The 5,199-nt window shown below is 56.3% G+C and carries 5 protein-coding genes; 3 read left to right on the forward strand and 2 right to left on the reverse strand.

What is annotated here, in order from left to right; all coding sequences use genetic code 11:
- Window positions 1–67 precede the first annotated feature (67 nt).
- On the reverse strand, window positions 68–520 hold the full coding sequence (locus ACILQA_RS09555) for an NfeD family protein (RefSeq protein ID WP_395629484.1): 453 nt from the start codon (window positions 518–520) through the stop codon (window positions 68–70).
- 195 nt (window positions 521–715) lie between these two features.
- The gene (locus ACILQA_RS09560) at window positions 716–1,630 is read right to left on the reverse strand and encodes an SPFH domain-containing protein (protein ID WP_395629485.1); all 915 of its coding nucleotides are present in this window, start codon (window positions 1,628–1,630) and stop codon (window positions 716–718) included.
- Window positions 1,631–1,766: 136 nt separating this feature from the next.
- On the opposite strand from ACILQA_RS09560, the gene ACILQA_RS09565 reads away from it, so the two are divergent.
- The 3 genes from ACILQA_RS09565 to ACILQA_RS09575 all read left to right on the forward strand — a co-directional run.
- Window positions 1,767–2,594, forward strand: a complete 828-nt coding sequence (locus ACILQA_RS09565) for an HpcH/HpaI aldolase/citrate lyase family protein (protein ID WP_395629486.1) — start codon at window positions 1,767–1,769, stop codon at window positions 2,592–2,594.
- 16 nt (window positions 2,595–2,610) lie between these two features.
- Window positions 2,611–4,095, forward strand: a complete 1,485-nt coding sequence (locus ACILQA_RS09570) for a M28 family peptidase (RefSeq protein WP_395629487.1) — start codon at window positions 2,611–2,613, stop codon at window positions 4,093–4,095.
- A 54-nt stretch (window positions 4,096–4,149) separates the two neighbouring features.
- On the forward strand, window positions 4,150–5,199 hold a 1,050-nt coding region (locus tag ACILQA_RS09575; protein ID WP_395629488.1), incomplete at its 3' end, for an IMP dehydrogenase.

Consider the following 5,199-nt stretch of genomic DNA (forward strand, 5'->3'; position numbering starts at 1 on the left):
CGCGCGAGCCTTGACCTGATTTAGAACGCGTTGGACCTAGAAAATACGGACCGATTGCGTCGTTCGATTAGTCGAGGCCGCCGTCGACCAGCAACACCGCGCCGTCAGCGCCTGTGACGCGCACACGGGATCCTATTGCGGCATCGACGCCGCGGGCGGGCCAGACGCTGTCGCCGACCTTGACGCGGCCATTGCCGTTTGTGATGGCCTCAACCACCGTCACGATTTCACCCGTTAGCCGCGCGCCGCGGTCGTTCAACTTTGCATCTTCGGTTTCGATTGGGTTGTCGTGTAGAAATTTCTTACCCGCAAAGACCGTCAACACCGACAATATGGCAAACATCGCGACTTGATAGGCGACGGTGATGGGAAGGAAGTAATCCAGCCCCCCGACAATCAACGCGGCAAGGCCAAGCCACATCAGGAAGAAGCCGGGCGCAACCATTTCGGCAACGCCGAGCACCAGGCCCAGCGAGAGCCAGAACCAGTGGGTTGAAATTGTGTCGAGCCATTCTGCCATGTCTTACTCCGTAATCTCGATGTCTTAACTGCAGATCTTACCGTAGCCCTGAGCCGTCAGTGCGTCCGCGCTGACGAAAGTCGAAGGGCGCGTGCCGGTGGAGCGCAGCGTCTGTCTTACAGGCGTCCTTCGACGGGCACAATCGCCTTGCGATTGTTGCTCAGGACTACGGGCTTTGTTTCCGCCCCACACACCTCACTTTTCTTTTGTTGCAAGCGCTTCCTTGGCCAGCTCTCCAATTCCACCCAGCGTCCCAATCAACTGTGTGGCTTCTACCGGGAACAAAATGGTTTTTGCATTGGGTGATGTTGCGAACTGGCTGATGGCTTCGGTGTATTTCTGCGCGATGAAGTAATTCAGCGCCTGTGTGCCCGATGTCGCGATGGAATCGGAAACCATGACTGTTGCCTTTGCCTCTGCCTCTGCTTCGCGTTCGCGGGCTTCGGCGTCACGGAATGCAGCTTCCTTGCGGCCCTCGGCCTGAAGGATGGCGCTTTGCTTTTCACCTTCAGCCCGCAGGATTTCTGCGGCGCGCATGCCCTCTGCTTCAAGGATTTGGGCACGCTTTTCACGTTCGGCCTTCATCTGACGCGCCATTGCGTTGGAGATATCAGCCGGCGGACGAATATCTTTCACCTCAACACGCGTGATTTTGACACCCCATGGGCTGGTTGCGTGATCCACCACCGACAGCAGGCGGCCATTGATATCGTCGCGCTTTGACAAGGTTTCATCAAGGTCCATGCTGCCCATCACGGTGCGCAGGTTGGTTGTCGTGATTTGCATGATCGCGACATATAGATCGGACACCTCATATGCGGCTTTTGCTGCGTCGAGCACTTGAAAGAACACCACGGCGTCAACGCCGACCATGGCGTTGTCCTTGGTGATGATCTCTTGTCCTGGAATGTCGAGAACTTGTTCCATCATGTTTACCTTGCGGCCAACGCGGTCAAAGAACGGGATGATGACAGTAAGCCCGGGTTGCGCGGAATAAGTATACCGCCCGAACCGCTCAATTGTGAAAACAAAGCCTTGCTGAACAACGGTCACGCCCATCATCACAAAAATGATGACGATCAGCGCCAGTAAACCGAAAAAATATTCCATAGAACGCCCTCCCTTTTAAGAGTGAGCTGTAAACCTGTGGGTTTAACAAATAGTTTCATGAAAACGATCGAGGGGGTTTACCATTTCATCGCGTTTACGCAGGGAGCATGGGCAGGCCGACAATATGGGAGCGAACATGGATATCTTGCAGCAGCTGAAATTTACGCGGTCGGCGCTCTATGTGCCGGGGTCCAATGCACGCGCGTTGGAAAAAGCGCGGTCATTAGATGCAGATATGCTGATCATTGATTTGGAAGATGCCGTCCCGCATGAGTCAAAGGCGGATGCTCGCGCGGCAGCTGTGCAATATGCCGCAGACGGCGTGGCAGGCAAAATACTCGCCATACGGGCAAACGGCGCGGACAGCGTATATCATGCCGACGACATCGCCGCTTTGGCGCAAAGTCGCGCGAACTTCATTGTTGTACCTAAGGTCGAAGGTCCGGATGACATACCAGATGTTGGCAAACCCATATTGGCGATGATCGAAACGCCAAAGGGATTATATGCCGCGCGCGAGATTGCTGCGCATCCTATGGTTGCGGGGTTGATTGCGGGCACAAATGACATTGCGGCGGAAACAGGCATTCGGCCCGGCCCATTGCGCGAGGGGCTGGAACTGGCGCTGCAGACTATCGTGCTCGCCGCATCCGCATCGGGCAAGCCGCGTTTTGACGGTGTGTGCAACCGGCTGGATGATATGAGCGGCTTCGATGCCGAATGCCGCCAAGGCGCAACTTATGGTTTCACGGGCAAAACGCTCATTCACCCCAATCAAGTTGCTATCGCCAATCAGGCCTTTGGCGCCGATGCCGCTGCAGTGGCCGAGGCGGAGGAATTAATTGCGGCGAGCCGAGGGGGCGCACAGCGATTTAAGGGTCGCATGATTGAATCGATGCATGTAGATGAAGCGAAATTAACGATAGAGCGTTCCCGACATAGGACGGGTGCCGCTCCTTCGTAGTCCGGAGCGATCATTTATGCGTCTTGCCCATTTTGCAGTCTTTGTCAGCCTTGCAGCAATGTCCGCGGGTTCGGTGCACGCCAAAGCGGTGAGCGAAGCGGACCTGCGCGCACATATCGAAATTTTGGCGAGCGACGCGTTTGAAGGCCGTAAACCCGGCACCGAAGGCGAGGCAAAAACGGTTCAGTATATTGCGCAGCAATGGGCGACATCAGGTTTAAAGCCCGCGGCGACCGACGGCGGTTGGTTTGATGCCGTTCCTTTGATCCAGCGCGGACAGGGCAGTGCGGAATATGCATTTACGGCTACGGGTCGCAAACTGCGCATCGCGTCTCAAGAAATCATCCTGATTGGTAAGCAGGCCGATTATGCGCGGACAGATTTGCCGCTTATCTTTACCGGTGCAGGGGTCAAGGCCGACGGTTCGGTTGCGGCAGATGTTGCGGGGAAAGCCGCCCTTGTGCTGTTTGACGCCGAAAATGTGCCGAACAATATGAAGTCACCCCGCGCGCGGCGCGAAGCGCTGATCGCTGCGGGGGCGGAGGCCGTTATCTTCATTGGCGACGGGCCAGGAAGTTGGCCTTCACTGCGGCGTTCGTTGCTGTCGCGTCCCATCGCGCTTGAGAGCCGCGAAAAGCGCGCACCGTTGGAAGGGGCCATGAGCGCCGAGTTTGCGGTCGCGATGATAACCGCCGCCGGGCAAGATTGGGACAAATTGCGCGCACATGCCAAGGCCAGCGATTATGCGGGCGAGCCGCTTGGCATTGACGCAGATTTCAAAGTCACGACGGACATTTACCGGTTCAACAGCTCAAACGTTGTTGGCAAGATTGCTGGTCGGAAAAAGGGCAGCGGCGCTGTTTTGTTTATGGGGCATTGGGACCATTTGGGTATTTGCGCGCCAGAGGGTGCGCCTGACCGGATTTGTAATGGTGCCGTCGACAATGCCAGCGGCATTGCCGTGTTGAACGAAATCGCGGAAAGCTTGGCGAAGAAAAAGCATGATCGCGATATCTATTTTCTAGCGACGACAGCGGAAGAAAGCGGCCTATTGGGTGCTTATGCTTTCGCTGAAAAACCGGCGTTGCCGCTTGATCAGATCGTGATTTCGCTAAATGTTGATACAATCGCGATTGCGCCACGCGGGTCAAAGGTTGCGATCATCGGTCGCGGCACCACCCCATATGATGCAACGGTTGAGGCGGTGGCAAAAAAGACGGGTAGGGCGATTGAAAGTTCAACTGACGCAAATGCGTTTATCCAACGTCAGGACGGCTGGGCACTCGCGCAAAAGGGCGTGCCGGCACTCATGGTAGGCGGTTCGTTCGCCGATCTGGAACTGATGCAAAAGTTTTTGGGCAGCGATTATCACGGCCCTGATGATGAGCTTACGGACAAGACGGAGCTTGGCGGCGCGGCGGACGACGCTGACCTGCACATTGCGCTTGGCCGCTACTTTGCGGACGCCAGAAAATATAAATCCAAGAAGGCTGGCGAATAAGGCGCTTACTGTTTACATGGGCCGCCACGAATCAAAGCTTAAAGCGGTGGCACAATGAAAGAAATTTCCCTCGGACTTACATTTGACGACGTGCTGTTGCAGCCCGGGGCATCTGACATTTTGCCAAGCCAGGCCGACACCCGTACGCAGCTGACCAAAAGCATATCGCTGAATATTCCAGTGCTATCGTCGGCAATGGACACCGTCACCGAAGCGCGCATGGCGATCGTCATGGCGCAGCTTGGCGGCATTGGCGTTCTGCACCGCAACCTAAGCATCGAAGAACAGTGCGCTGCCGTGCGTCAGGTTAAACGCTTTGAGAGCGGCATGGTGGTGAACCCCATCACTATCGCACCCGAAGCAACCTTGGCGGAAGCGCAAGCATTGATGATGGCGCATTCCATCTCCGGCATTCCGGTTGTTGAGGCGAGCGGAAAGCTGGCTGGCATCTTGACCAATCGTGACGTGCGCTTTGCCGAAAATCCGGCGCAGCCTGTGTCCGAGTTGATGACGCATGAAAATCTGGCGACGGTTGCATCATCCGTCACGCAGGAAGAAGCGAGGCGTTTGCTGCATCAACGGCGCATCGAAAAGCTTTTGGTCGTCGATGATGCTTATCATTGCATCGGCCTGATTACCGTAAAGGATATCGAGAAGGCTGTTTTGTACCCTAATGCAACAAAGGACGGCACAGGACGCCTGCGCGTCGCTGCGGCGACGACTGTCGGCGAAAAGGGCATGGCCTATACCAAGGCGTTGATTGACGCTGAGTGTGACCTCATCGTCGTCGACACGGCGCATGGTCATAGTGCGATGGTCGCGGCTGCGGTTGCAGAGATTAAGCGTATGGCACCTGAAGTTCAGGTTGTTGCCGGAAATGTCGCGACGGCTGCTGCGACACGTGCGCTGATTGATGCGGGCGCGGATGGTATCAAGGTTGGTATCGGACCAGGCTCCATTTGCACCACCCGCGTTGTGGCTGGCGTTGGCGTACCGCAATTGACTGCCGTTATGGAATCGGCGGCCGAAGCCGCAAAGTCGGGCATCCCAATCATCGCCGATGGCGGATTGCGGACGTCGGGCGACTTGGCCAAAGCACTCGCG

The organism is Sphingorhabdus sp., assembly GCF_044239005.1.
Lineage (GTDB): Bacteria > Pseudomonadota > Alphaproteobacteria > Sphingomonadales > Sphingomonadaceae > Sphingorhabdus_B.

Bases quoted from the DNA above. Each gene is read 5' to 3' on its own strand.
- ACILQA_RS09570 (WP_395629487.1), top strand. From the start codon at position 2,611: ATGCGTCTTGCCCATTTTGCAGTCTTTGTCAGCCTTGCAGCAATGTCC.
- ACILQA_RS09560 (WP_395629485.1), bottom strand. From the start codon at position 1,630: ATGGAATATTTTTTCGGTTTACTGGCGCTGATCGTCATCATTTTTGTG.
- ACILQA_RS09565 (WP_395629486.1), top strand. From the start codon at position 1,767: ATGGATATCTTGCAGCAGCTGAAATTTACGCGGTCGGCGCTCTATGTG.
- ACILQA_RS09555 (WP_395629484.1), bottom strand. From the start codon at position 520: ATGGCAGAATGGCTCGACACAATTTCAACCCACTGGTTCTGGCTCTCG.